The sequence below is a fragment of the Paenibacillus peoriae genome (genome assembly GCF_022531965.1).
Taxonomy (GTDB): domain Bacteria; phylum Bacillota; class Bacilli; order Paenibacillales; family Paenibacillaceae; genus Paenibacillus; species Paenibacillus polymyxa_D.
This window is the reverse complement of sequence record NZ_CP092831.1, coordinates 565,521-591,954: the sequence shown is the minus strand read 5'-3', so window position 1 is coordinate 591,954 and position 26,434 is coordinate 565,521. Positions and strand designations below refer to the sequence as shown.

Genomic DNA, 26,434 nt, shown 5'->3' with positions numbered 1-26,434 from the left:
ATACATGGTATCATGTGGTGAGTAATTAATTGGAGCCCTCTTTTACAATGTTGAGAATGGGGGAAATCGTGGTCGGCTTGGAATGGGGAGGTTTGTATAGAGAATTGTTGGGAGATGGAAACCAATTGCTTATGGAAGGCGCAATGGATGTCTGTCATCGCTTACCAAAGACCCATCGAATGTTCGTAATCACGAATGGTATCACTCACACGCAAATCAAACGCTTGAAGCAGTCTGGGCTATATAAGTTTTTCGAGGATATCTTTGATTCGCAAAGCATTGGTTATCAAAAACCGAAGGAGGAATTTCTCAATTACGCCATAAGTCATATTTCAGAATTTAATAGGAAGGATGCGCTTGTCATTGGAGATTCATTGAATACGGATATCAAAGGTGGTCTTCAGTCGGGCATTGACACCTGTTGGGTCAACAGAACCGGACAAATAAGTCCGGCAGAAATTAAAAGCACATATACAATCTCAAACTTAATGGAGCTCACTTCCATCTGTTAGGCTGTAAAAACAAGCGCTTGTGCCGCCTCAATTATCACTTTTTGGTGACTATATCACAAAAAAGTGGGTACTGTTTTTCTTGTAACTTTTCCCCCATACTATCGTTCATAGGAGGTTCATGAAGCAGACAGAGCATCCTATACCATATAAATCATTATAAAAGGAGTGTAATAGAATGGGGAAATTTGACGGGAAGGTAGCAGTTGTAACCGGAGGTACAAGCGGCATCGGTCTCGCGTCGGCACAACAGTTCGTAAAAGAAGGGGCTTACGTTTTTATCACGGGACGCAGACAACGTGAACTGGATGAAGCAGTAAAGCAGATCGGAAAGAATGTTACAGGTGTCCGAGGTGACATATCTAAATCGGAAGATCTAGATATATTATTCGAAACAGTTAAGCGAGAAAAGGGACACTTGGACATTCTCTTTGCAAATGCCGGACTAGGGTCATTTCTTCCATTAGGAGAAATTACAGAAGCACACTACTACAAGACTTTCGATGTCAACGTGAAAGGAACCATCTTTACAGTACAAAAGGCATTAGCTTTGTTTCCAAATAAAAGAGGTTCGATTATTCTAACGGGATCCACTGCTGGCTCGACGGGGATGCCAGCGTTTAGTATCTATGGTGCATCCAAGGCAGCGATCAGACAGCTCGTCCGCAGCTGGATTCTTGATATGAGAGGGACCGAAATTCGTATAAACATCCTTAGTCCGGGAACAATCGTAACGCCGGCGTACGATGAGTTATTTGGCTCTAAACTAGATCATTTACTGGAACAGGCAAAAAATGATATTCCGCTCGGCAGAGTGGGGCAGGTTGAAGAGATCTCCAATGCTGTCATGTTCCTAGCCTCTAATGAAAGCAGCTATATGAACGGCGTTGAATTATTCGTAGATGGCGGAGTAGCTCAAGTTTAACCAGGACATAATGATTTTCAAACGACAAAGATTTTTAAATCAACTTAAATGCGATTGTATTATCCCCTCCATGTAACGTTCAATTTTTCCTTCAGTGATCCTTGAAGGATCAAGCGATACATGAAGGGGATATTCTTAGATCGGGAGATGATGCATTGATATGAAAACATTTTTCTGTGAACTGGAAGTTACACTAGAGGTTATCGGAGGAAAGTGGAAGGGGCTTGTTCTGTACTATTTAATAAAAGGACCTAAACGGACGGGAGAGCTTAAGCGACTCGTTCATAATATATCGCAAAAGATGCTGATTCAAACCCTTCGGGAACTGGAAACAGACGGATTAATTCGCAGAAAGATGTACAATCAGGTACCGCCTAAGGTGGAATATTCAACGACGGAACTGGGTCAATCACTTGAACCCATTTTGAGATCGCTTTGTGATTGGGGGGGGAATTACGCAGAGCAATCCTTCGCTCCGGGCGAGATTGAGATTTTGTATCTGGATTAACTGTCGGGGGACAAGAGCATAGTCCCATTTGAAGTCGCTATTTTAGCGGCTTTTTTGTTTTATCGTTTTACGTTGATGTTTTCGAGTGATGAGCAATATTCTAGTACAGGTTACTTCGTAATTAACAAGGTGCACTACAAAACTAAGGACACAAAACTTGTCTCAGAGATTAATAAGTACGTCTTGGATTATGGCAAAAGCATCATGCCCCAGCTGTTGCCAGGAGTCTGAGCAAACAGGTAAGCGGTTGAGGCTAATGACAATGAACCCATTACGCTAACGGGAAACGTTAGTTCAATGAAACAGATGAAGCAGCGACAGTCTAGGGCATATTTTCTCGTCCTAGCCTACCGTTGTTTCTTTTATTGTAGTTATCAAAACTCTCAACTAAAAAGCTCTGCCGACCCATTAAGGTTAGCAGAGCTTTTATATTTATTTAGAGTATTCACTTACTTCAAACGTGAGGATACGATCATAAAGCATGTAGTCCTTACGGCTGCTGAATGGACCTTTATTGTTATCGTGTTTATTGATTGCATATGAAGCCGATCCAGAACCAGCCTGTTTGCCTTCGTACCAGGAGATAAAGTCATTGACCTCTTTCATACTCAAATCAAATTCCTTCTCTAAACCGGTTGTCATGGTAACCACCAGAATAGCACGATTGCCCGTTGGCTGCTCAGGGTCAGTTTGACCGCCTCCCCCTTGTGGAGTCGCAGATGCTTCATTGGAATATTCTGAATCCACACCATTTACTTTAGCACTTACAACAAAGTAGTATTTCGTTCCGTTGGTCAGACCTGGAATAGTGAAGTTTCCATAAACGTCTTTTGTTGCTGTAGCAGTTTCAGTGTATTTACCTGATTCTGTTCCGTATTTTACTGTGTAGCTTTCTGCATTCTCAATTTGATCCCATTTTAAAGTAACCTGACTGTCTCCAGCTGTTGCTTTGAGATTAGTGGCAGTATTAACATCCAACAGTTTTCCATTTTTATCAATATCGATTGCATCCAAATCATAGACACCGGAAAACTGTGGAACAGTAATTGTTACATTATGTCTTCCTTCTGATAGTCCTGTTTTTTCAAATGTTAGATTTTGTCTTGAAAACGGTCCATTTTGAGAAAAAACTTCATTAATATTATCTATTGTAATCTGCACATTATTGGGTCTATCTGGATATCTTGTACCAATCAGTCTCAGTTTTGTTCCATAGAATGAGAACTTAATCTGTGCTCCTGATTGGCTCGTCCATTTTGAAGTGCTGTTGTATTCATCCCCAGAATAATCATGTACCCACGATCCAAGGTACGTAATACTTTTATTCCCATCATCATAACGTTCCCATCCTTCTTCTGGTTCAGAAAGCCTCTGTCCTACTGAAGCTGCATACGAATTTGAGCCTAAAAAGGTGACCATTACAAACATAAGAATCCCAAACAAAACACCAAATTTCTTAGTAAAACCGACTTTCACAAATATTCCTCCTAGTAATCTAATGAACAGTTACTAAGGTAATATATTCCTCATAACATGTCTAAACATAAACTTGCTGATCTATAAATATAATCTAAATATTTGCATTTTTATTTTTTATTGGACATTAAAAAGGACTCATACCAGCTTCTACACTAGTTGAGTCCTTGTCTTTATTTCACTATGAATCTTACCTTTGTGCCATCAGAATATTTATCTAACTGATGGCTTACCCATGATCCTGCTCCCCGGTTATCACTAGGGGTTATGTATCGAATATCAGCACCTGCGCCCCCTTCAGCACACATTGCCATTGGCCATTCATCTCGGTCATATCCTTTTTTAGTCGGATAACCCTTTAAAGATTCCTTTCTATTCTCCTCTGCCCCATCCCGATCAATGGTACATACAGCAGAATGTCCAGCTGCTATTGCATCTCTAATGTGCGCCCCAGTTTCAGGGTAACGTGAACTTGGGAACTCCAACGTATACCCAGCTGCCTGTTGACTGATTGCTGTTGGTTCAGCATAAACGCCTTGTACCGAGAAAATAGCAGCCAGAAAAAATACAATTAATCCTCTTACGATTCCTTTTATCATATGACACCTCCGTAGTATTTAAATCTTCTCTATACTAATTGGAGCGTCATGTCGAAGTATCGCATACGTTGTCGCAAAACAAAAAAAGCTCGCCATGTTACCCAGCAGAGCCTTTCAAATCTACTCTAAATTCAAACTGAACCACGAAAAAAGTTCACCAACCAATTATGGGGACTTATTCGCTTGTTGGCTTGAACAACACATAATTCCTCCCACCCAATGGCTAGTAGGACAAATTGTATAGTTAGAATAAGTTAGATGTCCCCAGGCTGTGAACTGGCTACTCCCCATGTTTCCCCATTAACTTTATAATCACCACCTCTCCACTGAAGTGTGTAGTTTCCAGAACGCAAACCGTTGGTGATACCTTCATCAGTACTTTTCCAAATAACTGTATCATGAGGAGCAATTACTAATGCTTCAATATATAGTTTGTTTGAACCGTTATGAGTTAAACTTACTTTTACTGGATGATTAGAATGATTCTTTATACGAAGTTTAACATGCCCCCATCCCTTAGGGACATCAAATGATTCTCCTACAGTTGCGCCTCCGCTCGATCTTTGATTAATTATTATGTTTTCGCTAGTCTTACTTGTTGAAGCTGAAGTAGCCCCTACCGTAATCGCCATGCTTAAAGACAAAACCGAGAACAGAAATATTCTTTTCTTCATCATTTTCCCCTTCTATTTTTTGATATATGATCTACCTTAAAGACTACCGTTACAATCTGGTAGGTCCTTTAAGATCTACTCTAAATTCAAACTGATTCCGCATATAATACGCTCCGGCAATCTTAATCGTATCGGGCGAAAACTTTTCTATAGTGCCACCATAGTCTACAACCGACACCATATCCTCTCTCAACGACTGAACAACGTACACTCTTGCTTGATTTAATGCAGCTGCAAATAGTTCTATATCTGAATTTAACACTCTATATGTATGTTTCATGCTGATCACCTCATTTAGCTATTCGGTGGATTGTGTAGAAATCCCTTCAATGTATAAACCCGCCGACCAGTTAAGGTTAGCGGGTATTTGCTTTACTTACGTTTAAGCACCGCCAACTTGGTCAAACAATTGTACGATTTGGCTATGGTTATTCGACTGAACAGGTATAGTACCAATAAACAAAAAGCTAGCCGCAATGATTAGCAGTACCATTTTCTTTAACATTATCTAACCACACCTTTTCAATGAATTTTGAGAATTTTTGCATTGTTTCAGGAACCGCATGAGTACGGAAATGCTCAAACAGCCCTATACAGTTTATATAATAACTCTCATTATTTAGTGTATGATAACTTACCATTGAATACATCAAGTATTTGAAGCCATCGTCGTATGTACCTCGATGTAAATGATAATACGCTAACTCATAACTCAAACGTGCATACTGTTCTGGTATAACTTGTTTCGTATACATATCAGATGACGACTGCTGCACAAAAGAATCAATAATCATTTCAAACCGTTTAAGTATATCATTCACGTCTAACTGGTACCGATTAGCAGCAAGTATTAAGTTCAACAGTTTAGTAACCATTTCATTATCGACCTTTGAGGCAGCAATGTATTCTACATAATCCGGAAGTACACTTATCTCCCCGGACAGGAGTGTATTAACATAAATATTGCATTCTGCCCAGTTTTGGAACAAGCCAATCCAGTGTTGGGTGGCCTCGTCCGTCGTCTCTTTGACCCAACCTAAATCAGCGTAGGCATATGTATATTGTAGAGCTTGTTGATAATCGCCTTTGGCTTCACAGGCACTTGCGCACAACAGGTCAGCATAGGAAATATATACAAACAACGGTCGACTTAGCTTATTGACAGACTCATCCCGCTCTCGACTCCGTTGTTCATGTTTCATTGAATATTGGATTTCTGCCTTGGCTCTCATTTTCCTCGCCATTTCGTCAACCTTGTCCCATTTACGCAAAGACCTGTATACATTAGCCAAATCCTTCAACGCATCAAGCTGGTCACTTTCATCCAGCCGTTCGACAAAAGCTTCAAACACCGCTGCCGCCCTAATGTTACGACTTTGATCGTCTCCAATTTGAATCGTGAATATGCGATATTGACAGACTGCCAAGCGTTCAGAATGTTGATATTTCTCCGCTTCAGCTACCCCCTCATACAGCAACAATGCAGCCGCATGTCTTCCTTGTGCAAGTAGGGTTTCCGCAATCTCAAATAGCTTGGGTGAATACAGTAGATTGTCCATGATGGCTCCCACCACTCGACGGATCGAATCCAGCTTGTCCAACTCCGCACAGCGAAACAAAAACGGCTCGATTCGCCTCATATTGGGTGGGTGATCGATGATGTAGTTTTCTATAAATAGATCATAAAAGTGACCTTCTGGTAAGCCCATAGCCTCAGTGATTAAGTCAAGCTGGTTCACAGACATGGACTTATTCCCCGCCACAATAGCACTTACGATTCCCCTATTCATGCCCGCTATATATCCAAACTGCGTTAGACTCATGCCCTCTTGTTGTATGTATCTGTCTAATTCTGCTCGAATCGTAGGTGTATGCTTCATGTCATAGCCACCCTTCGCATAGAAATTCCAGTATTTTATAATCATTTACTATTTTTGTCCAATAATTAACAGTTGTCAATATCTTTTTTGCGAATCATGTGGAAAAGCTGCGTTTGTCATAAGGCTACTCCTGTAAACAAAAAAACACCCCACCGGCATTAAACCAGCGGGGTGTTACCGATCATTTAGATTGCAGAGCGATGCTTCCATATGTGTTGTTGTCAGTATATTTGGTTTGGGTGATTCTGTAAATACTCGTATGTATTGTTCAAATTCATTACATTTAAGTGAACATAACTCTCATGTTATCATCGTTTAATATGTTTCAAACACCTAAATTCTTTTCATAAAATATAGGTATTTAGAGATAAAAAATAACACAATACACAACTTAATACCCACATATATATTTTTTTATAGTATAATAGTTCTACTCAGAAGACCTCAGCAATTACTTCAGCCGATGAAGAAACTTACGGAGGCAAAAAAATGTTAGAAAAGCACTACTATGTTCCCGTCTTAAAATGGAAGCAAGGTGAACAAAAAGCGTTGGAGGAGTTACCCATTTCTATAAAAGAAGCTACCTCTCCTATGTTAGAAGTCCCTCCAATCGATTGGGATTTTGAAAATGACACTCCGAAAAAAACAATCGATGAGCACCTCCAAAAAGTTGGAGAAACCTTGTCACGCTCTTGGGGATCAGATTCCCCCTTCTTCATTGATTTATACTATATTGACTCTACTGATCGCTTAGCAAACGGTCAGCATCCTCTTAGCTTCGTTCTTCAAGAAACCAGAACACGCGGATTAAATGCAATTCCAGTAACAAGTACTAATCGTGATGTCGCATACCAAGCCGAAGTAAGATCGGCCCATCAACAAGATCAAAATGGAATTTGTTTTCGACTAAAAGAGGAAGACTTCGGAGATTTACAGAATAATATCGGTTCTTTACTAACTCAACTGTCAGTAAATCCTTCTGAAGTAGACTTAGTTTTAGATTATGAATATGTAAAGCCAGATGAACGAGTAAGGACTATGTTATTTTTAACAGGTATCCTTAGTAGTATCCCTTTTTTAAATCAGTGGCGTAGACTCGTACTTTGCGGTACTTCATTTCCAAGTGACCTTTCATCAATAGATTCAAATTCAATCGGACAAATTGATAGAGCAGAATGGCTGATTTGGAAAAGACTCATTTATTCAGGATCAATTGAGAGAGTTCCTTCGTTTGGAGACTATGCAATTTCAAACCCAGCTCCTTTTGAAGCCGATCCAAGATTCATTAATATGAGTGCAAATATAAGATATACTGGTGACGATAAGTTTATAATTTTCAAAGGACGAATGATTAAAAGATATGGTGGAAATCAATATTATCAATTGGCCTCACAGGTTGTAACCCATCCGGAATATTCAGGTCCCAACTTCAGCGCTGGAGACCAATATATACAGAATGTAGCAAACAACACTGATGGTCCTGGTAATGCAACCAATTGGCGCAAAACAGGAACCAATCATCATATAACATACGTTGTTAATGAACTCGCCACCGTGACCTTGCCTTAAGTTTCCCTCTTACTTCATCTTGAAGTTCTTGCAATGGTAAGTTTTCAGCCAATGCTCTCCATAATACTTGCCGAGGCTTGCTCAGTAATCCTTTCTGTAAGCCTCTTTCTTTTAGTATCGAAATAGCTTCATCTCGCCAAAGGAGCTGTGCTAAAGAGAGCGCATCAATGTTTAAATTCTTCTGCGCCTCCCTTAATACAAAAAAATGAACCATTCCGTCCTCTTCTTTTTCGGCTTGTGTTATTCCCCACCATTCAGGAATTATATCTATAATCCCCTCAACAAACTTTGAAGCTGTCAATATAGTAACTTTATCAAAAACCTTATTGTAGTACTCAGATTGTGATGGGAGTCTACTTAATGTATCACTCTCACTTTTTATCTCATAGCCATTCATTTCCCCATTTACAACAGCAACGTCAATTCGTGCATCGCCTTGACATACAACTAACTCATCAAGTATCAGTGTATCCGGTTCAAGCTCATGCTCTTTTTGGAGTATACAATGAAGGGATTTACGGATATCTATATCCTTGGTTTTCATTATCCATCCTCCAGTAAACGAAATAAAATAATTAATGTTGATAAAAAAATTGATATTTTATTAGCCTAATACTAGCACAAGGTATTAAAATCTTCAAAATGAAAAATTGCCAGCGAACCGCTGGCAATTTTAAACGTTTATGATTATTCTTGATTGCACGTGCCTGTGGCTTCAGCCGACTTACCATCTACATAAGCTTCAGCCAGAATATATGCGACTACCGCGCCGAATGTTCCAATTACGCCAGTCACCTGGATAACTGTGTCATTGTTTGCACCAAAAACAGTGAGCAAGCTCGTGATCAATGCGGCCAGCAACGCCCAAAACTTACGACTGGACAATTTACGTTTCCAATCTGTCATTATGCGACACCTCCCGTTTTAAATATTCCAGCTCGATCGAGCAACGTAATCATACGGTAAAAGTCATAGGAACCATCGTTAGCTGTGTCCAAAGCTCCGGCAGCCTTAGCATTAATGCAGGCTTGCTCGGCCCACGCTGGAACCTTTGTTAGTTTATTTGCAGATTCCAACGCGATCACACGCTTCTGTAGCGCATTAAACTCTGCCTTTTCTTCTGCTGTCATTTCCTCATCCTCCTTATTCATTTTGTTCAATCTGTACAACACAGTATTAAGCTGGGCTTGAGTTGGGCGCTTACCTGCCCTAAATTGAGCTGTCGTGGTTCCAAAGACCATCTGCAGGTGAGGCATGTCTTTAAAGCTGCGCCAATCGCCTCCCCACTCAAGTCCAAGCCGCTTCGCTTCTTCAACGACCTCTGACCAATCCGGTAATGAATCCTTATCATCATCCTTCAGCGTGTCCCAGGACACTGTACGGCCATCCCGAAGCAACAATGCAAAATCGGCAGCAAATCCAAAATTATGATTGCTGTAACCGCCTCGCGCTTTGGTTACTCTAGGACGATTATCTCCATTCCGTCCCTGGGCATAGAGAGCATCCTGTTCCGCATACGTGCGGAGTCCTTGAGTAATTACTATCCAAACACCACACGCATAGCAGCGCTCAATTAATTTTTCCATTACAATTTTAAAAACTGGATTCAGCCCGACAAGCCGATTAAGAGACTTTTTTTGTATCTGTTCCAGCGTCAGTTGTACCATCCTGTCCATCTCCTTTCTCGTTAAGCTGCTTCAAGAAACTTTTTAGCTTGAACGGAAGCGGGATGCCCATTGCCCCCAAGTTTTCAGCTAGTGATAATCCTTCACGTCCAGCGTAAAAGTAAATGGCTGCTGTCCTAAAGAGGGGAGCTCCTGGTTGTAACCAATCATCCATTTGCGCAGATAATCCAACCACCATCAACACAGTAACTTTGCGAATACCTCCCCAAAACATCACGTCGCTGTCCATCTTTTTATTTTTAAAAGCAGCGATTACGCCAGAAGCATAATCCAGCAACATTGCTATAAGCAGCACCTGAAGCGGCTTGTCCCACCCACCCAAAAATGTAACAATCAGACCAGTCAGCGCCGTCACTCCCCCTGCCGCCGCCTCCTTTTCCGATGTCCCAACGATTGCGGTCCATACGGTGCTGCCAAACATTTTTATTTGGCTCACTACCTTTTCCCCCTTAAAAAATAAAGCCCCCGATCACTCCGAGGGCATAAAAATAGCGCATCCGACTGGATACGCCGCTTACGCTTCATGTTCTGTTGGTTGTTCTACCGCTTGTGTAGCTGCCGGAGTTGCCTGTGAAGGCTCAGTAATGCCCAAGTCAGCTTTAACCAAGTCTCGCAATGCTACTGGCACGTCCTCAATTTCACGACGGCCTGCAAGGATAAGATGTACAAGTGTAGTTGCAAAAGCTTTTTTAATCTGTTCATTCATGCTATCACCTCCCCTCAAGAGCTCCCATAATACAAAAAAAAGAATCCATTCACGGATTCTACTTAACATCGCCTTGTGACATGACGATCTGGATAAGTCCGGCTATGGCTTCTTTATTGTCCAAATCAGCCAGTTTAAGCTCCGCTACCTGATCCGTAAGAGGTTTAGTAGGGGGCGAGTCACTACCACTGTTGGACGGGTATGTGAATTCCATTGTCTTAGTATCTGGATTCACTCTGTAACTGGTCGCGTGGTAGAAGTCTTCAGTATACTTATCAAACTCAAGTTTGAGGACGTCTACCTGTTCAGGATCGTATCCTTTTAACTGAGGATAAAAACCCATATCATCTTCTTTAGTGGTCTCACGCGCAGACTCCGATTCGACTCGGGAAGTCATAAAAATAACCTCACCGCTTGATTTTCTCCAGTAAACCTTTGGCCCAATTTTCATATAAACCGCCCTTTCTATTCGTAAGCAAACCATTCATAAGCTTTTAGTACAGCCTGCGAACCGCCGCCACCAGTTCGCAGAGATCCGCTTGCTACATCTATAGTAAAACCTCCACTTTGTGGAGTTAGCCAAGGGGCATTAACGTAATTATTGAATCCACCATCTGTCAGCCCTTGTCTTCCGAAAGACCTTTCATCGTATACTGTTCCTCCTAAATAAACTTTATTAGAAGTGTCGCGCAGTTCAATTCTAAAAAACACCCCCTTAGGAGTAAAACCTAAACCAGATGCTGATAGTGTTAACGAAACGCCACTAGCCATACCCGGAGATGTGGCGCTTTGACCGTTAAAGTTCCCGCTTGCGAATCGTTTTACAGGTGCATTTGTGATTACTGCTGCTATCTGATCGCTACTCATATCAGAACTGGCGCCTCCAAATTTGCCGTTGATCGCGCCTACGATTTTATTTTTAAGATCAACGGCTTGCGTTAAAGACTGTTGCGCCAAATTGTATGCCTCGTTGGCTCGGTCATTAGCCGTTTTAACGGCAATCGGCGCAGCTGCCTGGTCTGTTGCTGTGCTGCTTACCGATGTGTTAATTTGCACAATCCCCCTCGCTTGCGTAGATGCAGACGGCAGATCGGATGCTGAGTGCGTATGATTTTTGCTTGCTAGTCCGTCCCAAGGCACCCAAACTCCAGCGGCTGTTCTAATCCGTTTGTATATCCCACCAGTTTCATCTACATAGAGGTGGACGATTACTATATCCTCTTCCACTTTGACCGATCCTACAAAAAGAACGCCTTTAGGATTTGCCCCTGGCGGACTGTGGTCCGAAGTAGGGTTTAAAGTTGCAACATCAATCCTGTGAGTTCCAGGTAGGGTGATGAAATTCCAATCGACTGAGAAAGGCTTCCCTCTATCGACAAACGATATACCGTACAAGTCAGAAAGAGCCTTGCTAATCGGTACAGTCACGGAAGAAGTAGACTTATAATCTGCACTGAGTCGGACTATACCCTTAACTGTAGTGGTTGCTTCATCTACCTTTATATTTTTAATTGCCTCGTCCAAAGCCTGATCGTTTTCATAAAGCGTAGTTATCGGGATGTTGAGTACATCTGCATGACCCTGATCCGTAGTAACAAACTTTCTCGGCTCTTTAATTGCCATTGTCCATTTCCTCCTTATCAGTAGATGTCGTCAATCTCAAAGATGAACTCCATGTCAGCGTCTTTGATTTTATTGGTCATTGTACGGATAGCCGTCAGCTTCCCCGCCGAATCAACCAACGCCAGCTCATTGATCGTTTTCCCGGCCAATTCAGTTTCAGCCAATGAGCATACATACCTAATAGTTGCAGGGGCAATAAATTCAAAACTGGAAATGTCCTTTTGCAGCAGCTCCGCTTTTAAAGCCTGCTCGGTACCATCCAACGGCAGTGGTTTTCCATCTGCATCCACACCACCGCTGCCAAATGCCATCTTAACCACCTTCGTCAGTGTACCGCCTTCAGCCCGTGCTCGGGCCATCTGCTCTCTCGCATAGGCAGTTGTTACCGTCAATACTTGTTCAGCCATAACTGACATCCTTTCTAAACTTCCATGATCGTTTCCGTCGAACTTAATGTCCGACTACCATCCAGCATAACGCTACCATTCAGCAACCAATAATTCTGCCGGACCTTTACATTGCCTTCCTGTCGATTTTCTATTGGATGCCGAACCTTCAACTCCAACCTTTCCCGGTATCGCTGGCGCTCCCCGGTCCATCCGGACAAAGAAGCAATTCCATCTAATAGCTTCACACCATCCAGATACCAAGGCTGCCCACCGAAAAATCGCACTCTGGAACGTAAACGGACACGGGAACGGATTTGGAACGTATGATGAAATGCAATGTTAAATGAAGGCAAAGCCTTATTGATGTGGACAGGTCGAATGTACTCAAAGTCTTCCATCAGGCTTTTAATATCCAAATCCGATTCGACTGAGTAAACAAAACGAATTTGCTTAACGAGAAAATCCTCTTGTACGTCCAACAGATTGCCATACTTGTTGCCGATCAGCCGTAACGTAGGCAGCGTAAATGGCCGCTTGGCCCAACGTTTGCGACGTATTGCGTCACGGCGCTGCTCCAGTGTCCCAATCTGCTCCTGTCGGAAATATATCCATTCCCAAATGGGTAATGACCAGGTAGCGGTCTTCAAAACAAATTGATTTCCAAGATCGTCAATCGACTTTTCTCGGTCATCCACCACCAGCTCCATAACACCAAAATGCCGCTCTGCCATGTCGATCTCATACATGTGCGGCGGCAGCATTTCCCGATAGCGCAGAGGTATCATGTCAGGTTCACCTCAATCTGTAATACGGACGTCACTGGAACCTCAACATCTTTAGTCGTTCCATTAAGGGTGAGATTTTCATAATCCTCTACGCCTTTGACCAACAAAGCTGCACCGACGTAATTAAAGAAAAGCTTTGTACGACCAAGGGCATAATCAGCAATACGCTGTCTGATTGGTTCGACCAGTTCAGTAAGCGGGAGGGATGTAATTAATTTCGCCTCCACACGAAGCGTAAACACTGGGGCAGGATACACTTCAAGATCGTGGCCACCAATCCGCTTGGTTTCCCACATATCCGCCTTAACCTTAGCAGCAAAATCTTCTGTGACTGGTTTACCCTGTAGATCAGTCAGATACAAGTCTATGGATACATCATTACGAGCCTTCTCAACAGCCACAGCACCACCGACACCCTCCAGTTCCTTCGCCCATGCCTCATAGTCCTTACGACGTCCATTGCCTTCCTCAGTAAACGCACGATCAAGTATTCGCAATCGGTACGTATCATCGTCCTCGCCCGCTTTACGTGGCATTCCGTCCGACCAGCCATGGCCATCCAGAAACTCGCCATCTGCCCAAATGGGGAAGCCCTGAAGGAAAGCATACGTTAACAGTTCCTGCTGTTCGGAATATTCCATAGCTATCGGGTACCACAGATCATAGAAATATTCTCCCGGATCAGTAGGAGGCGGGGGCAAGCCTTTTTCCTGTGCCAGTGTAATCGCACGGTTAACCCATCGGCGGTAGACTTCCTCGGGGGTTTCCTCCAAAATTGCCATCGGTGGCAGTGCCGGCAGATCCGTTAATTTCACATTCACAGTTCAATCGCCTCCTCCAGCTCTGCTTCTCCGGCCAGCCCGGTTAATTTAATTTTCAAGTACATGTTCTGGCTCTCCCGTTCCATAGACAGCACCTCTGCTTGAGAGATTTCCGTATGAGCTGTCAAAGCTTCCTCAATGTCGCGTTTTATTTCAACGTCCTCCCAATTGGCCCATTCAGATCGTTCGACACCGATATCAGCGTCATACACCACATATTGAAATCGCTCTGTATTGAGGATTTTGAGCGCTGTCTGCACTAAATATTCAGCATAGGTGGCTGTCTTCTTGGGACGTCCATCATCTGTGGTGACCATCTGCCGCGTGCGATAGTCGATCACATACGTCCATTTGGTTCCAGACGCTACGGTTTCGGTCAGCTCCACCTCGTCTAAAGTTGAAAGGTCCAAATCAGGAAATAAGCTTTCCTCGTCAACCATTGCCGCCCACATCCTTCCCGTGGACGTAGTAGCGCTGGCCGCTCAGCCTGGAGACAATCAGGCGATCTCCGACCTGCAAAGGGCTAGGAATAACCAGTTTGCCACGTAACGAGCTGCGTAGACCCTGCTTGTAAGGCTCTCCTGTCTCGTATACCACCCCGTCAGCCAATATGCCTGTGACACTGCCTTTGGCTTCGTCACCTTCCAGGTATTCGGCCACTACAAAATCCGCTTTAACTTCCCGATCCAACAAATACTCAGCAAACACCAGTTTATCCGTTGGATAGGGAGTAAGGTCACCATCCACCTCTATTGACGGACTACTTGGCCAACTTAGAAGCGTAGCCCTTTCGGTGTCCCGTGAGTCGATACTGTCTTTGGTTTGATCTTTTAGAAGCTTGAGCGCTTCATTCAGCACGGCTATTCCCTCCTTTCCAATTCCAACGTTACGGTATATGTTCCATTCTTGTAGCTGCTATCAGCCGTGACGACAATCCACTTTGAGGTATGATCCGTTTTAGTTAACACCAGCCAGCCAGAACGCAAACCAGACAACGTATGGTCTTCATGTCGGACAGTGATCTTCTTAATCTGTTTGGCAGCGGACAAAACTTTGAGCCGCTGTGTAGCAATCGTCTCCGGCTTTTCATCCTCACCAACCTCGATGATCTCTTCCATTCGGCCCATTGCCTTCACTGCACCCGCTGCCGTTTTAGTAACAGCAGAAGCGATCTTATCATCCTTCCATTTTTGCGCGGTTACGACTGTATAGGTTTCCTCGATGCTGTATCCTGCCGTGCTGGAGGTCATCTGTTCGGGTACAAAAATAGGGACCTTGGTATTGGTCCCTTCGCGCATCACTTGCAGATAAAAGCTCTTTTCCGTCCTAACAAGGTCTATATAATAACGGTAGCCGCTACGCTCATATGCCTTTTGCAATACGTCGAGGATGATTTCCGAATGAGCCATAGTCCCATAACGCTCGTCCAAGCTGAAGCCCAAAGCTGGGCAGCGAAAGTCAATGCCCGTGCTCTTGATGTATCGTTGCAGCTCCGCTCCGGCCTCGCCCTTTAAGTACGGCCGAGTCCCTTTGTTTTTGGACAAGTACCATCCAATTTCCCTCGCCTCAATTTCCCAAGCGTTTGTAAATTCGTCCTGCTCGTATTTGATAATAGGTCCGTGAAAAAATTGGTTTTTGTGATGATAAAGAGCACCACCGACCTTTTGCGAAAAGCACATCAGCATACCAGCTACCTTTATATTGCTCGCATTGCGAAGTCGTACCGTAGCGCTGCGGGCAATCTCATCGCGACCAGAGGACCAGGACACTTCTTCGATGCCATCCGTCAGCATCTGCCGGGCGTTCTCCTTGCCATATACAACCGCAAAGCCGTCCATAATACATCACTTCCCTTTCGCTTTGGAAACCTTGTCCGATATTCGCTTTTTGGAACCTGTATAGTCAAAAGCACCCCTAGCGTTTGGGTCCTCCTTAGCCTTCTTACTTTTATCATTTGCCTTCTTTTTTTTATCATCTTTTTTCTTATCGTTCTTTTTGTCCTTTTTGCCGGTAGTATTAGGGCGGCTTTTGGACGGTTTAGTGATCACGGTTCCAGGCTTGAGAACCTGTTTAGAGTTAGAATAAGAGATGATTTTAACAGGCTTATACTCCACAAATGAATAGTTACCATGAAGATTCCCCTGTCCATCCTTGTACGTCTGATCCATCCCCTCCAGGAGCATCGTTTGACTAAATAGGTTCTCAAAGTTAAGTACAATAGGCTTACCTTTCCATTGCTCCAGCAGTTTCCACGTTACTTCTGGTGTTTTATAGGTGACCGTCTGTTTGCTATCCGTCTCCCAAATCTCTTCCCAATAGCGTGGAAGGATAGCAGAAAAAGAAACCCGTTTCGCCTTCGATACGGGTTTCCCTGTGCGTTCCTGACCAGTTATGACAGTGAAGGTTTCAACTTCATTGCCTCCAGTTATTTGAATCTCTGCCGGGGTGATCGGAAAGGTAAGACGGATCTTTCCTTGCGATAGTGCCAGCATCGTTTATCCTCCATTCTCTAATGCTTTCAATACCTCTTCGCCAACCACCTTGCGGATCAGAGCTCGACCTTGCGGACTACTAAGCATTTTTGCAAACTCTACAAAGTTGGTGATTCCTTTCGCGAGTTCACCAAAATCAATATTAATATTCTCGATGCTGACTGACTTCGGGGCAGTCGAAGCTGATGGATTAAGCATCTGCGCCATCGGCATCAAACTGGATGCCCCTATCAGGTTTGGTCGTCCGACTTGGCCGCCGTTTGCATATGGGCGTACACCCATAATAATCCCGGCCCGCTCCCACAGCTCCCGACCACGATTGCGTCGGCTGGCCGACAACGGAATAATCATTTCCGGACCAGCTTCCCCAACCAAACCAACATGTGGACGATTGATATATCCACCTTGAGCATATGGTTTTGGCTTAGGTTTCGGTGTAATTCCACCGCCGCCAGAATTAGCATCTTTTGCTTCCTTCATCTTTTTAAGGACTACTGCAACGGAACTGACGACGGAAGACAACGTGGGGAACTGGCCGCGCATACCAGCAATAAAATGGGACATAAGATCACTTCCCCAGCTATTGCCTTGGCTCGATACGTTTTTAAGTGACAACAGATATTGTGTGGTCTTATCCACGGCCGTTTTTGCAGCAGCGCTGACACTATTAAAACTCTGTTTATTTTTTGCTTCCCCTTTGGCCACATCATCAGCGCTGCTCTTTGTAGCGGTTCCTACAGCCTTGACATCTTTCTGAGCCTTACTACTATCGCCCATCTTCCACACAACACCCCATGCATTTTTAAGTGCATTAAGGCGTTGCTTGACTTCTGGCTGTTCAGCAACAGTTTTCAGTCCCTCTTTAAGCCCCTTATCGATTATACTTTTGCGTACCTCGTCTCCAATTTGCTTGAGATGCTGCTGCTTTTGCACAGTGAGCCCGTTAATTGTAATCTTGGCTTCTGGCGGTGGACCAGGCTTCTCTTCCTTCTTGTCCCCCGTGAACCAGTTTTTCACGCCAGTCCAGGTATCCTTAGCAGAGTTAAAGATTCCAACCGCACCATCCACGACTTTCCGGGTCAATCCACTTTCATCGGCAAATTTCCCGATCTTTTCACCGACGATGTTTCCGATGTATGCACCGGCCATTGTACCGAGTGGTCCAAGGGCAGACCCTAGAGCCCCACCAATAGCACCGCCAGCTACACCACCAACCATAGCACCGCCCTGAGTAGATACAGCCTCACGCAAGCCCTTGTCCTTTGATGCTTGATAGAGGTCATATGCACCGGCTGCTACGCTTGCAACCGTACCAACGATACCGCCAACTTTAGCCGCTTTGCCTGCTCCTTTCAGGAAACCTCGCAGACGGCCACCGCCAGATGGCGGACTCGGTGGTGGCGGTGGATTTGGTGGAGCTGGACGACGAATACGATAAGGATTGTCACGCGATCCCCTTGGGCTTGGGTTCGGGTTAGGTGGATTTGGTGGAGTGGGACGGGGACCATTAATACGTATACGTCGTCTACCGCCACCGCCTCCCGCTCCCCTACGCCCTCCACGACGGTTTCGTCTACGGCGGCGATCTCTGTCTCGGTCGCCCCCATCGCCACCACCATCACCTGCCCCGCCGTCTCCGCCACCAGACACAGAGCCATTTATATAGACTTTCGTAGCGTTAACAGTCATGGAAGCGATAGAGCGTAAACCGCCAATACGATCATCGACAGGGTTACGGTTTCCACTCAATTGGCGTCTAATACCGCGTCCACCCATCCGCTCCCGTATTCGTGCAGCTCGTTGGGCTGGAGTTTCGTCAGGCGGTGGAGCTGGAGGTTCGGGAGGTTTGCGACGAATCCAATTCCAACCGGCTTTGACTCCTCTGCCAGTGGCATTTGCCCCCGCTTTGCCCTTCTCTCCTACCCATTTTGCTGCGGTGGTTAAGTCATCATTGAATTTCTTAACACTCTGAGCGAAAGACCATAATTTCTTAGCCACCAGTACAGCAGCCAGCCCCATCAGAGCAGAGTTTATGGCTTTAAAATGATCTTTATAGAAGCTGGTCGCTCCGGTTATCGCATTGGTTATCCCCGTACCAAGTGCCTGAATATTGTCCTTATTCTGTACCAGCAAGGCGTTAAATTCCTTCATAGCTGGAAGGGCTGCTTGAGCAATATTGGTTCCAATCTCTTGCATCTGCAAGCTCATTTCAGCACGAGTTTGCTTCATTTCCGTCATTGGGTCAGCAGTTTGCTGCTTACGAAGCAAATTATCAGTGGTGCCCTTCATGTTTGGTGCTTTTTGAAACGCTGTGCCGAACGTCTTCAGGATGGAATCAGCATTGTCTTCACCAGCGCCAGAACCTAGAGTGACAAGAGACTGTTTTAGCTGACTTCTGGTTTGAGTGGCCAAATCCCCGACTAATGCTGCAATGGCTCCTTGCGCACGCTGTTTGTCACCTGAATTAATGTCGTCAGTAAAAGCCGACGCCTGGCGTTGGGCTTCATCCTTCCCTGCCCCACGACTGATAAAGTAATTCGCCATATCCCCTGTATTCAGAGCTTTGACACCAAACGTCTCTTTGAAAAAGTCGGCAGGCTTGTCGAAGTTAAATGCGCCATTCTGGACAGTTTTCGTTAAAAAATTTGCCATTTGCGCTGAATCGGTGCCGCTGCTTGCAAAGTATGGACTGTACTCCCAAAACGTATCGAACAGATCCTGCTGCTTGTCACCTACCTCCTTATAAGCATACATCATGCTATCAGCGACTTGACTGTAGGATTCTTTAAAACTGTTCGACGTTTGAGACAGCGCCCGCTGTACTTCCTCAGCTCCGGCATCCGGGCGAATGTACTGGATTTTAGCAGACGCACTTACGAAGTCACTCATCTTGGATTTGTCCTGTACTAGGGGAGCTGCATCGGCAAGTTGCCGGGTTCCTTCTATACGATCTGGAATAATGGCCTTTTTAACCAAGTCATCCACCGTATTAAGACTCTGCTGACGAATGTTCTCGGGCATGTAAGCTGCACTTCGCGCCGCCTCACGGCTGTAATCGGACACGCCTCCAAACATAGAATCACTCACACCGCTACCGAGCATAATCCCGCCCGCCAAAGCTGCCAAGGCTGAAATCTTGTCAGATACCTGGTCAACGACTGGACTTATAGAATCCTCAGCACGTAATTTCACATTAGCATCACGAATGCTGCGGATATCCGCGTCTGCACGATCAGCAGAACGCCTAAGATCATCAGCTCCAGCACGTGCACGACGAAAGATATCGTTCAAGTGGATCTGATTCATACGTCGTACTTCATCGGACGCGCCATTGATCCGTCTGCCTAGATCGTCCGCTGATTCCCTCGCCCGACGGCTACCGGATACAAAATCATCGAACATGCTGCCCGATGCACGACGAAAATTCATCAGGTCGTCATGTGCGCCCTGAAGCATACGCCGCATATTCCTTACAGCACCGGTTATCATATCTCGGGCCTCAAACGGTACCGTAACTGATGTAGTTGCTATTGTTCCCACCCCCTTCCTGTTTTGACGTGACTATTTCCGATTCAAACGCGCCATTTCCTCCTCAGCAATCATTGATGCTGCCAGACAAAAATAATACTGGCGCTGTTCATCTATTTCATATGGCAAGACCTCAGAAGGCAGTTTTTTCTGGTTCACCCAAAAGTGAGCTATCCAGCTTGCTTCTCCGTCTTGCCGTATGAGTTTTTTGCTTCTTTCAGCAATTCTTCCTTAGTTTCTTGGAAGTTACGTACCGCCTTGCTGAGGATTGCATAATGGTCTGGGTTGCTGAACATTCGTGGCGGCAACTCATTCTTGTTTATGCAGTTGTAAGCTTTCAGAAGCTCTATGTTGTTCCAGTCGAAGTCATGGTCAGTCGCCCGCACAATCATAGCGTCGATTTCATTGAACGTTTCCTTTGGTGAACCATCGTCATTAAATGCCACATCATAGCAACGTCGGATGTCCATTGTCGTCAAACGACGTACAGACCATTTATCTCCTGCCACTTCCACTTCGATTTGTTCCGGCTTTGCCGCCGCCGTGCCAGCCGCAAGATATTTTTGTAATTTGTCGCTCATTGTGATTCCTCCAATTTATTAGTCTTCTTTCATCAAAACACAGGTATTTTGAATAATCACTGCATGTAAAAAGCCTGCAAACTACTCCTATTGGAGTCAGTCTACAGGCTTAAATGATCTAGGAATTTATTATTTTACAGTAATGTAATACTCAATTTGCCCCGATCCATCTGGTAGATCAGCCACAACCAAAGCGACTCCAGGCTTCAGACCAACTACTAGACCATCAACATTGAGATAGATTGGGTTATTGTCCCCCTGATCCCCACTAATCCAAAAACTTGAACCAGTCAGATACCTCGATTCGCCTACTTTAAGAGTTAATCGACTGATAACTGCGTTCGTAGTAACCCCTTGCGTAATTGCGGCTTGAGAATCTGGAGCGGCGGCAGCCGGAGAAGCAAATGATGTCGATCCTAAAGAGAAGCATGCTGCAACAGTTAAAAGTCCAATCAATAGTTTCTTTTTCACCTTACATCATCCTTTCATATTTGGAATACACACCTATTATATAGAATATATATCCAAATATAAATAGTTTTTGGTAAAATCATCGCTAAATTTTCGAATTTTTTATGGGCTACTTCATGGATGAAATCAAAACTTGTAAAACTAATATGAATATTCATATTTTTTTAGACCATCTTTGCTAGAGCCTATCAACATTGCGGAAAAGAACCCTTTGTTCCACTTAAGCCATGTAATCCGGAAACTTGTCAACGAAATCGAAATCCGTTGCTGTACCCGACAAGGTAATGTCTATACCATTGTTATCATCAATTTTCGCGACAAGAATATCTATTTCCTCATGAATGTGAATCCCTGTGATAAGGACACGTTCCGTGTTGCCCGTGATACGGTCTTCCAAGGAACCTGTAATACGAGGAAGAAACATTGTACGACCTGCTTTAAAGTCGTCCAGCAGTCGGTATCGCAATCGCGATTCAAGTTTTGACATGACAATTTTAACTGAAATTTCGTATCCTGTGAGTTGCTTCGTTTTAGCCATGCGCCGTGCTCGAACAATGTCCAAGTTTTCTGGTTTCAGTAGCACTTCCACTTCTTTCACCGTCTGTACGTCCTCACCGTTGTCATCCTGTAACGAGAGATTTCGTCCAATAAGTTCGCGTTCCATCTATTATTCCACCTCCCAGTCAGTATAGAAAATTTCGATAGCATCAAGCGGTTTGGCGCCGAGCTTGAAATAGGCATAATCGTTCTCGCTTGTCTTATCTGGATTTTCTGAGAAACTGAATTTGTCTGCAATGGCCTTCTGCTGAGCACGAATTTTAAGATATTCCAACACAGCAGCAATAAACATGCCGCGGCCTTCTTTGTCGTTATCCAGCTTGGCTTTCCAACGCTTGCCCGCTTCGTAGATATCGTTCATTACTTGGTCAATCGTAGCGGAAACGCGAATCTTCCCAAAGTCCTCACGCTCATTTGGTCCGATCGTGGTCAGAGTGTTAATAGCAGATTCGATAATGTATTTGTACCCATCTCGTGTAGCCATCAGCGTTCCTTCTGCCAGTCCTTTTAGTGCCTCAGTGTGACTCCAGTCCACTTTTGCCAATGTCATAGGCACTTCAACACCCGTAAATGACTTATTGGCAGGTGTACCCGCAACCAGCCCAGCCACCCATGCAGCCCATCCGACGGATGTGTAGGTCTTACCGTTGGTGTGATCGCCAGCAAGAGAGCAGTTAATTACATAACGGGCATTCATGGCGCGACTGCGTGCGTTGTGCGCCTCAATGTCGCCGTCCGTAGCTTCCGGGCCAGCGACAACCAACGTCGCCAGCTTATGACCCTTATCGCGACGATCTAGCAGCCATTGTTTGGCGGAAGCTTGTACAGCCGGATCAACAGCGGAGAGGTAAATAGTATCGAACGTCAGGCCGTACACCCGGTTAAAGATACGATTCCAGTCGGTCGCTGCCAATATGGCCGTGCCAGTTGTACCGCCATCCAGTTTGGTATAAGCCACGTCTGCAAGAGCAGTTGCGCCAGTATCCTTAAAACGGACCATAGCGGACTTTTTAAGAGCTTCCACAGCAGCCGCCTTGTCTGCAACTAGATACGTTTCTGTGTCATACACGCCCTTGGTGTCGCGAACTACGATCTCCTTCTTGGTGCCATCGATAAGAGCCGGACGCACCATGTATTCCAAATCATTGCCTCGTGTTCCTGGATAACGTGCCTCAATAGTGTAGCTGTCAGCAACAGCGACAGATGCAGCCTTTTCTTCCCCGTTTGTAACCCGGTAGCCGATAACAGTCGCCCCGCTTTCGGCAGCAAGCTCCAATACATCAACAAGCTTGCCGGACTCCTTCAGGCGCTCCGAATCATTAGCCATATCTACGGCTTGGTTCGGTGCGCCCCATTCGGCCTGATAGGGAATGAGTACGCGGCCAGTTGTTGGAACAACCCGAGACCGTGCCTTTACTAGCAATTCAATGTACGCGCTGGGCCTAACCCGCTGAATTGTCATTTGGCGTTTCCTCCTTTGGTTTTTTCACTTGTGATACTTCTGGTTTAACAGGCACAGAAGCAGGGGCTTCCTTGACCGGATGCAAATACGCATCCAGTCTTTGCTCCACTTCTGCCCGCGAAAGTAAGACGTCAGCAGCGCAATCAAAAAGAGCGCCCGCAATCTCGTAAGGCTCTGCCTTCAAGATCGCTGCGCTCTCTATCCATTCCTGCTTATTTCGTTTGTTTAAATCGTCAGTCATGCGTCAAATTCCTCCCCGTTGTGACTGATATAAAAATTGTTAATCTTCTCAATTGGGCTGCCATCGTCATTGACCAGTGGCTTCGGTACACTGAGCAAATACGAGTACCTAAAGGTGACCTCTACTTGGTCGGCCTTTTTCCGGGTTCGTGGCGGCTCAATGACCAGCACAACCCCAAAACGCTTGGATGCTACGTTAAACCGTTGCTGCCGCAAGTAGAGGAACAACGGGTCAAGATCAAGCGGTATAGGCTCCCCCTCGTCTTGCTCGTCCGCTCGTTCCTTGTCATAGTGGAACACCAGCCCCACATCTTCAATGATCCGATCAGCTCGCGGCGTGTGAACCTTGTCCGAAACAAGATCCGTCTCGATAAACACGGCAGGCAGCTTGAAGTCACCAGCCAGCCATTTAGACCGATCTCGCAGGATAGACAGATCAGGATAAACCCGCCGTACGATCTCAGCCCAGGCTTTTACTCCCACATCCATCATCAGCGCAACATCCTTTCGAGTTCGACTTCCAGGCGGCGCATGATGAGTTGGTTCATCCCGCCTTCCAAATGCTCGGCAGCAATATCAAAGTAGTGACGACCTATGAAGCTGCGCGGCTTTGCCATGAACCCAGTTTTGGCAGACGGATCGTAGACAAATGAGCCGCCACCATTCCAATAGCCCGGCACAAAATGTTTCTTCTCAATGGTGTAACCATCATTCACAAGTTGGGCATAAGGAAGATTGGAACCAAGCTCCAGCGTGATTGCGTTGCGGTCTACATCCCATTCCCATACGTTGTTATCATCACCACGGGAAAAGGACTGCCACATGGCCCCGGTGTCGATCAGATCCTGTCGGTCGATTTCATCAATGATCAGGTTGAGCAGCGTTTCCCCGGCTGCCTCCGCGATGTTACGTAAAATACGTTCCATCCCTTCATCAGCTATCCTACGGAATCGCCGGGCCAGTCCATCGAAATCATGCACGGTCATTTCCCTTCACCTCATATGTTACAAGCAGCTCACGCCAGTAACGACGCGGAATGGAGTCAATCACGAGGTATCGACGGCCTAGCAATACCACTTCGTCACTCAGCTTAATGTCGGTTACCAGCGGCACTCCTACCGTCTTTTTGACGATATATATTACTGGCTTAGAATCTGCTTTCGCTTCCGTCTGCGTTTTCACGACAAAGCATTTTACGTCAGTTATCTTACCGGATTTCCGATCGTCGAACAGGTCTTCATCGTCTCGTTTTTGACCAACACGATACACGGCCAATGGCGTTTTAAAACGGTGGTTCATAGCACGTATGCGGTGATGTTACCATCATCCGGTCCCGTTTGCTTCTTGACCCACAAGAACAGTATTGCATCCACATCTGGATTGCCCGTTGTTTTGCCCTCCACGGCCTGTCGGGTGTACGTCCAAGCTCCATCGCTCTCGGACGCATAGTTACGCGCTACCGATGCAAGATATTCCTCGCTGTCCTGTAGGGCCAGTCCCTCCGCCAACTTGGTCCAAGCCAGCATAATCTGCTTATCAGCTTCGGCCGGGAAGGGGACGGGCAGATACAGCTCAATTCGCACCTGTGCGTCATCGATGTACTGCTGTAGCAACTCTACCGATGCCTCTTGGATGGGGGTTACGCGGCTACGCTGTTGGAGTATTGTTGGCGTCAGCATTTTTACCGTCAGCCCCTTCCCGTTTCGACGGATCATCCGCAGGAGGCGTATTGTCGGAAGGCTTACCACCGCCACGCAAAGCAGCAATCAGATCAGACTTGTTCATGCTGCCGAATCCTTCAATCTTGGCAGCCTTAGCCTTATCTTTTAGCTGGACGAAGGTCAAGTCTTCCAGCGGAATAACCTTTTCTTCCTTGATATCAAAATCCGAGCGTTCACGAAAATTTTTAACCACAGATTCACTATCAACCAACACCGGGACTTTGGCCGGGAACCGGATGCCGTAAAGCATTAAAGAGGTGTTTTCTCCTCGATATGTGATATAGGCCATTAAAATTCCACCCCTTCGACGTATGCCACCGCTCCCGGCTCTTCGAAGATAGAGTCGTAATCGGAATGGATAGCGTAGAAACGCTTGTCTGCATAGATGGCCTCTCTGCCCTCGGTAGTTTTACGAATCTGCATATCGTACGTATTGACCAAGACAAAGTTCTGTTGGTACGTAAAGATGATAGCTCCCTCTGGCATATGAGCTACTTCCTCAACCTCATAGCTGTTTACCTTCTTCACTCCGCCCATGATTTGCAATTGAATGGATGCACTGGTGTCCTTCTCAGCCAAAGCCTGAAGCCGCTTAGAAAAGGTATTCGGGTGCATAAAATACTTGAATACACCACCAGTACGCAGACGAGTTGGAATCGCACGTTCCAGTTCAAACAGTACACCCTTTTTCTGAGGGTCTTTCAACGTCGTCCAGTCAATGTAATTGCCTTTGGTCTTCGCATGTTTCAACCAACCGTTATTCATACTTAGGAAAGCATAATCCGGGTCAGTATTCGGCGTAGCAGTATCTCCGTTAAACCCAATATCCTGCATATTTTCACCATAGTTTTTGGTCATGGCTGCCATAATAATATCCTCACCGTTCTGACCACGCACACGAGCGGTTTGACGGATAAATTCCTCGGTGATTTCGAATGGCAAAACAACTGGCTCTACGGCATACGGAACTTGCGGTAATGTTGGGGTAGGCGTATTGTCAGCCATAATATTTTCTTTTTTGCTGCGCAGGTTACGGCCAGTCACACCGATTTTGTCAATTGTACCTTTAGAGCTGATCTTGTTAACCGTGCGAATCCCCTTTAGAAACTCCGTAGATTCATAAGCCATTTCGGTAAACTTATCCACCTGTTGGTAATTCAGAGCTGTTTGATCCAAAGTGCTCGTAATAGTGGACTTGATAATTTGTCCGTTTGTTCTCATATTTGCTTGTC

The 26,434-nt window shown here is 45.2% G+C and carries 35 protein-coding genes; 4 read left to right on the top strand and 31 right to left on the bottom strand.

Annotation, left to right across the window (positions count from 1 at the left end):
- The first annotated feature begins 47 nt into the window (after positions 1 to 47).
- The 3 genes from MLD56_RS02710 to MLD56_RS02700 all read left to right on the top strand — a co-directional run bounded on the left by MLD56_RS02710 (position 48) and on the right by MLD56_RS02700 (position 1,942).
- The gene (locus MLD56_RS02710) at positions 48 to 512 is read left to right on the top strand and encodes an HAD-IA family hydrolase (RefSeq protein ID WP_241113464.1); all 465 of its coding nucleotides are present in this window, start codon (positions 48 to 50) and stop codon (positions 510 to 512) included.
- A 175-nt stretch (positions 513 to 687) separates the two neighbouring features.
- The gene (locus tag MLD56_RS02705; RefSeq protein WP_029516788.1) at positions 688 to 1,434 is read left to right on the top strand and encodes an SDR family NAD(P)-dependent oxidoreductase; all 747 of its coding nucleotides are present in this window, start codon (positions 688 to 690) and stop codon (positions 1,432 to 1,434) included.
- A gap of 160 nt (positions 1,435 to 1,594) precedes the next feature.
- Positions 1,595 to 1,942: a winged helix-turn-helix transcriptional regulator gene (locus tag MLD56_RS02700; RefSeq protein ID WP_019685981.1), complete on the top strand. Its 348-nt coding sequence runs from the start codon at positions 1,595 to 1,597 to the stop codon at positions 1,940 to 1,942.
- 432 nt (positions 1,943 to 2,374) lie between these two features.
- Here MLD56_RS02700 and MLD56_RS02695 read toward each other — a convergent pair whose 3' ends face one another.
- From MLD56_RS02695 to MLD56_RS02675, 5 genes are all read right to left on the bottom strand, one after another.
- Positions 2,375 to 3,418: a fibronectin type III domain-containing protein gene (locus MLD56_RS02695; RefSeq protein WP_029517805.1), complete on the bottom strand. Its 1,044-nt coding sequence runs from the start codon at positions 3,416 to 3,418 to the stop codon at positions 2,375 to 2,377.
- A 173-nt stretch (positions 3,419 to 3,591) separates the two neighbouring features.
- Complete coding sequence (locus MLD56_RS02690) at positions 3,592 to 4,017, bottom strand: NucA/NucB deoxyribonuclease domain-containing protein (RefSeq protein ID WP_241113463.1); 426 nt, start codon at positions 4,015 to 4,017, stop codon at positions 3,592 to 3,594.
- 254 nt (positions 4,018 to 4,271) lie between these two features.
- A complete protein-coding gene (locus MLD56_RS02685; protein ID WP_029517807.1) occupies positions 4,272 to 4,691 on the bottom strand; it encodes a hypothetical protein in 420 nt (139 codons plus the stop codon).
- A 49-nt stretch (positions 4,692 to 4,740) separates the two neighbouring features.
- Positions 4,741 to 4,971: a hypothetical protein gene (locus MLD56_RS02680; RefSeq protein ID WP_029517808.1), complete on the bottom strand. Its 231-nt coding sequence runs from the start codon at positions 4,969 to 4,971 to the stop codon at positions 4,741 to 4,743.
- Between the two features lie 187 nt (positions 4,972 to 5,158).
- The gene (locus MLD56_RS02675) at positions 5,159 to 6,571 is read right to left on the bottom strand and encodes a tetratricopeptide repeat protein (protein ID WP_029517809.1); all 1,413 of its coding nucleotides are present in this window, start codon (positions 6,569 to 6,571) and stop codon (positions 5,159 to 5,161) included.
- Between the two features lie 489 nt (positions 6,572 to 7,060).
- Between MLD56_RS02675 and MLD56_RS02670 the strand changes: the two genes are divergently transcribed.
- Positions 7,061 to 8,140: a beta family protein gene (locus MLD56_RS02670; protein WP_029517810.1), complete on the top strand. Its 1,080-nt coding sequence runs from the start codon at positions 7,061 to 7,063 to the stop codon at positions 8,138 to 8,140.
- Here MLD56_RS02670 and MLD56_RS02665 read toward each other — a convergent pair.
- From MLD56_RS02665 to MLD56_RS02540, 26 genes are all read right to left on the bottom strand, one after another.
- Entirely contained in the window at positions 8,109 to 8,684 is a 576-nt protein-coding gene (locus MLD56_RS02665; RefSeq protein WP_049817004.1) for a sce7726 family protein, read from the bottom strand. The genes MLD56_RS02670 and MLD56_RS02665 overlap by 32 nt on opposite strands.
- 143 nt (positions 8,685 to 8,827) lie before the next feature.
- The gene (locus MLD56_RS02660) at positions 8,828 to 9,046 is read right to left on the bottom strand and encodes a hypothetical protein (protein WP_029517812.1); all 219 of its coding nucleotides are present in this window, start codon (positions 9,044 to 9,046) and stop codon (positions 8,828 to 8,830) included.
- Complete coding sequence (locus MLD56_RS02655; RefSeq protein WP_428838732.1) at positions 9,046 to 9,807, bottom strand: M15 family metallopeptidase; 762 nt, start codon at positions 9,805 to 9,807, stop codon at positions 9,046 to 9,048. Before MLD56_RS02655 ends, MLD56_RS02660 begins: the two co-directional genes overlap by 1 nt.
- Positions 9,764 to 10,261, bottom strand: coding sequence for a phage holin family protein (locus MLD56_RS02650; RefSeq protein WP_029517814.1), 498 nt, complete (start codon positions 10,259 to 10,261; stop codon positions 9,764 to 9,766). Before MLD56_RS02650 ends, MLD56_RS02655 begins: the two co-directional genes overlap by 44 nt.
- Before the next feature lie 78 nt (positions 10,262 to 10,339).
- The gene (locus tag MLD56_RS02645; RefSeq protein ID WP_029517815.1) at positions 10,340 to 10,531 is read right to left on the bottom strand and encodes a CD1375 family protein; all 192 of its coding nucleotides are present in this window, start codon (positions 10,529 to 10,531) and stop codon (positions 10,340 to 10,342) included.
- A gap of 58 nt (positions 10,532 to 10,589) precedes the next feature.
- On the bottom strand, positions 10,590 to 10,928 hold the full coding sequence (locus MLD56_RS02640) for a hypothetical protein (protein ID WP_152526727.1): 339 nt from the start codon (positions 10,926 to 10,928) through the stop codon (positions 10,590 to 10,592).
- A gap of 68 nt (positions 10,929 to 10,996) precedes the next feature.
- Entirely contained in the window at positions 10,997 to 12,154 is a 1,158-nt protein-coding gene (locus MLD56_RS02635) for a phage tail protein (protein ID WP_029517817.1), read from the bottom strand.
- Positions 12,155 to 12,171: 17 nt separating this feature from the next.
- A complete protein-coding gene (locus tag MLD56_RS02630) occupies positions 12,172 to 12,561 on the bottom strand; it encodes a phage tail-collar fiber domain-containing protein (RefSeq protein WP_029517818.1) in 390 nt (129 codons plus the stop codon).
- A 14-nt stretch (positions 12,562 to 12,575) separates the two neighbouring features.
- The gene (locus MLD56_RS02625) at positions 12,576 to 13,328 is read right to left on the bottom strand and encodes a putative phage tail protein (RefSeq protein WP_029517819.1); all 753 of its coding nucleotides are present in this window, start codon (positions 13,326 to 13,328) and stop codon (positions 12,576 to 12,578) included.
- The gene (locus MLD56_RS02620; RefSeq protein WP_029517820.1) at positions 13,325 to 14,149 is read right to left on the bottom strand and encodes a baseplate J/gp47 family protein; all 825 of its coding nucleotides are present in this window, start codon (positions 14,147 to 14,149) and stop codon (positions 13,325 to 13,327) included. The genes MLD56_RS02625 and MLD56_RS02620 overlap by 4 nt, the downstream gene beginning before the upstream one ends.
- On the bottom strand, positions 14,146 to 14,589 hold the full coding sequence (locus tag MLD56_RS02615; protein WP_080658634.1) for a DUF2634 domain-containing protein: 444 nt from the start codon (positions 14,587 to 14,589) through the stop codon (positions 14,146 to 14,148). The genes MLD56_RS02620 and MLD56_RS02615 overlap by 4 nt, the downstream gene beginning before the upstream one ends.
- Positions 14,582 to 15,007: a hypothetical protein gene (locus MLD56_RS02610; protein ID WP_029517822.1), complete on the bottom strand. Its 426-nt coding sequence runs from the start codon at positions 15,005 to 15,007 to the stop codon at positions 14,582 to 14,584. Before MLD56_RS02610 ends, MLD56_RS02615 begins: the two co-directional genes overlap by 8 nt.
- 2 nt (positions 15,008 to 15,009) lie before the next feature.
- Positions 15,010 to 15,987, bottom strand: coding sequence for a hypothetical protein (locus MLD56_RS02605; protein WP_029517823.1), 978 nt, complete (start codon positions 15,985 to 15,987; stop codon positions 15,010 to 15,012).
- Between the two features lie 6 nt (positions 15,988 to 15,993).
- Positions 15,994 to 16,641, bottom strand: a complete 648-nt coding sequence (locus MLD56_RS02600) for a hypothetical protein (protein WP_029517824.1) — start codon at positions 16,639 to 16,641, stop codon at positions 15,994 to 15,996.
- 3 nt (positions 16,642 to 16,644) lie between these two features.
- Positions 16,645 to 20,097 carry a tail tape measure protein gene (locus MLD56_RS02595; RefSeq protein WP_241113462.1) on the bottom strand — a complete coding sequence of 1,151 codons (3,453 nt, stop codon included), beginning with the start codon at positions 20,095 to 20,097 and terminating at the stop codon, positions 16,645 to 16,647.
- Positions 20,098 to 20,339: 242 nt separating this feature from the next.
- A complete protein-coding gene (locus MLD56_RS02590; RefSeq protein WP_029517827.1) occupies positions 20,340 to 20,750 on the bottom strand; it encodes a hypothetical protein in 411 nt (136 codons plus the stop codon).
- Between the two features lie 129 nt (positions 20,751 to 20,879).
- Complete coding sequence (locus MLD56_RS02585) at positions 20,880 to 21,221, bottom strand: hypothetical protein (protein WP_029517828.1); 342 nt, start codon at positions 21,219 to 21,221, stop codon at positions 20,880 to 20,882.
- A gap of 220 nt (positions 21,222 to 21,441) precedes the next feature.
- On the bottom strand, positions 21,442 to 21,885 hold the full coding sequence (locus MLD56_RS02580) for a phage tail tube protein (protein ID WP_029517829.1): 444 nt from the start codon (positions 21,883 to 21,885) through the stop codon (positions 21,442 to 21,444).
- A 3-nt stretch (positions 21,886 to 21,888) separates the two neighbouring features.
- Entirely contained in the window at positions 21,889 to 23,241 is a 1,353-nt protein-coding gene (locus MLD56_RS02575; protein WP_029517830.1) for a phage tail sheath subtilisin-like domain-containing protein, read from the bottom strand.
- Positions 23,222 to 23,482, bottom strand: a complete 261-nt coding sequence (locus MLD56_RS02570) for a hypothetical protein (RefSeq protein WP_029517831.1) — start codon at positions 23,480 to 23,482, stop codon at positions 23,222 to 23,224. The genes MLD56_RS02575 and MLD56_RS02570 overlap by 20 nt, the downstream gene beginning before the upstream one ends.
- Positions 23,479 to 23,973 carry a hypothetical protein gene (locus MLD56_RS02565; protein ID WP_029517832.1) on the bottom strand — a complete coding sequence of 165 codons (495 nt, stop codon included), beginning with the start codon at positions 23,971 to 23,973 and terminating at the stop codon, positions 23,479 to 23,481. Before MLD56_RS02565 ends, MLD56_RS02570 begins: the two co-directional genes overlap by 4 nt.
- Positions 23,973 to 24,467: an HK97 gp10 family phage protein gene (locus tag MLD56_RS02560; protein WP_029517833.1), complete on the bottom strand. Its 495-nt coding sequence runs from the start codon at positions 24,465 to 24,467 to the stop codon at positions 23,973 to 23,975. Before MLD56_RS02560 ends, MLD56_RS02565 begins: the two co-directional genes overlap by 1 nt.
- On the bottom strand, positions 24,454 to 24,780 hold the full coding sequence (locus MLD56_RS02555) for a hypothetical protein (RefSeq protein WP_029517834.1): 327 nt from the start codon (positions 24,778 to 24,780) through the stop codon (positions 24,454 to 24,456). Before MLD56_RS02555 ends, MLD56_RS02560 begins: the two co-directional genes overlap by 14 nt.
- Complete coding sequence (locus MLD56_RS02550) at positions 24,777 to 25,160, bottom strand: head-tail connector protein (RefSeq protein WP_029517835.1); 384 nt, start codon at positions 25,158 to 25,160, stop codon at positions 24,777 to 24,779. The genes MLD56_RS02555 and MLD56_RS02550 overlap by 4 nt, the downstream gene beginning before the upstream one ends.
- On the bottom strand, positions 25,129 to 25,491 hold the full coding sequence (locus tag MLD56_RS02545; RefSeq protein ID WP_029517836.1) for a Rho termination factor N-terminal domain-containing protein: 363 nt from the start codon (positions 25,489 to 25,491) through the stop codon (positions 25,129 to 25,131). Before MLD56_RS02545 ends, MLD56_RS02550 begins: the two co-directional genes overlap by 32 nt.
- Entirely contained in the window at positions 25,491 to 26,423 is a 933-nt protein-coding gene (locus tag MLD56_RS02540; RefSeq protein ID WP_029517837.1) for a phage major capsid protein, P2 family, read from the bottom strand. Before MLD56_RS02540 ends, MLD56_RS02545 begins: the two co-directional genes overlap by 1 nt.
- Positions 26,424 to 26,434: the final 11 nt, after the last annotated feature.